The 292-nt window shown below is 61.6% G+C and carries 1 pseudogene; it reads right to left on the minus strand.

The features are described 5' to 3' along the window. Window positions 1-251, minus strand: a pseudogene (locus FLQ44_RS17085) (hypothetical protein); the annotation flags it as partial. Window positions 252-292: the final 41 nt, after the last annotated feature.

Raw genomic sequence — 292 nt, forward strand, 5'->3', positions numbered from 1 at the left:
TGGTTGATGTCGGTCACATAGACCTTGGCGCCGCGCTCGCGCAGCAGCTTGACGAACTCCATGCCGACGTGGCCCACGCCCTGCACGGCGTAGCTCAGCTTGCCGACTTCCTCGTGGCCGTGCTTGACGTTCATCGCCGCCATCAGGCCCTGCAGGGTGCCGTAGGCGGTGAAGGGCGAGGGGTCACCGGAACCGCCGTGGACCTGGTGCACAGCGGTGAAGAATTCGGTGTCTTTGAGTATGTATTGCATGTCGTTGACGTTGATGCGAACGTTTTCGGCGGTGTTGTAGG

This window comes from Vogesella mureinivorans (genome assembly GCF_007644035.1).
In the GTDB taxonomy this organism is placed as follows: domain Bacteria; phylum Pseudomonadota; class Gammaproteobacteria; order Burkholderiales; family Chromobacteriaceae; genus Vogesella; species Vogesella mureinivorans.